1 rRNA gene is annotated in these 1150 nt (G+C 51.0%); it reads right to left on the bottom strand.

What is annotated here, in order from left to right:
• Positions 1 to 1150: ribosomal RNA gene (locus BR04_RS17545) — 23S ribosomal RNA — on the bottom strand; the annotation flags it as partial.

Genomic DNA, 1150 nt, shown 5'->3' with positions numbered 1-1150 from the left:
CGGTGGTACAGGAATATTAACCTGTTTCCCATCACCTACGCCTTTCGGCCTCGGCTTAGGGATCGACTAACCCTGAGCAGATTAGCTTAACTCAGGAAACCTTAGGCTTTCGGCGAGCGGGTTTTTCACCCGCTTTATCGCTACTCATGTCAGCATGGGCTCTTCCATGCAGTCCAGCCGTCCTTACGGTCAACCTTCTGCCCACATGGAATGCTCCCCTACCGCTATCCATTTAAGAATAACCCGCAGCTTCGGTATCATGCTTAGCCCCGTTACATTTTCCGCGCAGAACCACTCGACCAGTGAGCTATTACGCTTTCTTTAAATGATGGCTGCTTCTAAGCCAACATCCTGGTTGTCTGAGCATTTCCACATCGTTCACCACTTAGCATGAATTTGGGGACCTTAGCTGGCGATCTGGGTTGTTTCCCTTTCGACCACGAAACTTAGCTCCCGCAGTCTGACTCCTGCGATACAACTATACGGTATTCGGAGTTTGGTTGGGGTTGGTAATCCGGTGAGACCCCTAGCCCATCCAGTGCTCTACCCCCGTAAGTCAATCACGCAAGGCTATACCTAAATATATTTCGGGGAGAACCAGCTATTTCCAGGTTTGTTTGGCCTTTCACCCCTATCCACAGCTCATCCGAGCATTTTTCAACATACGACGGTTCGGGCCTCCACGGGATTTTACTCACGCTTCACCCTGGCCATGGATAGATCACCTGGTTTCGGGTCTACTCCACGCAACTCACTCGCCCTCTTAAGACTCGCTTTCGCTACGGCTACACCTCCCGGCTTAACCTTGCTGCGTAAAGTAACTCGCTGACTCATTATGCAAAAGGCACGCAGTCACACGGCATCCGAAAATGCATCGTGCTCCCACTGCTTGTAGGCAAACGGTTTCAGGTTCTATTGCACTCCCCTCACCGGGGTTCTTTTCACCTTTCCCTCACGGTACTGGTTCACTATCGGTCGCCAAGACGTATTTAGCCTTATGAGATGGTCCTCATTGATTCCCACAGGGTTTCTCGTGTCCCGTGGTACTTGGGGCGCTCTTAAGACAGATCCATGACTTTCTGCTACAGGGCTTTCACCTTCTGTGGCCGGACTTTCCAGACCGCTCGCATAACCATGAATTTTATCACTG

The organism is Desulfobotulus sapovorans DSM 2055, from assembly GCF_059569355.1.
This window is presented reverse-complemented; position numbering and strand designations above follow the sequence as displayed.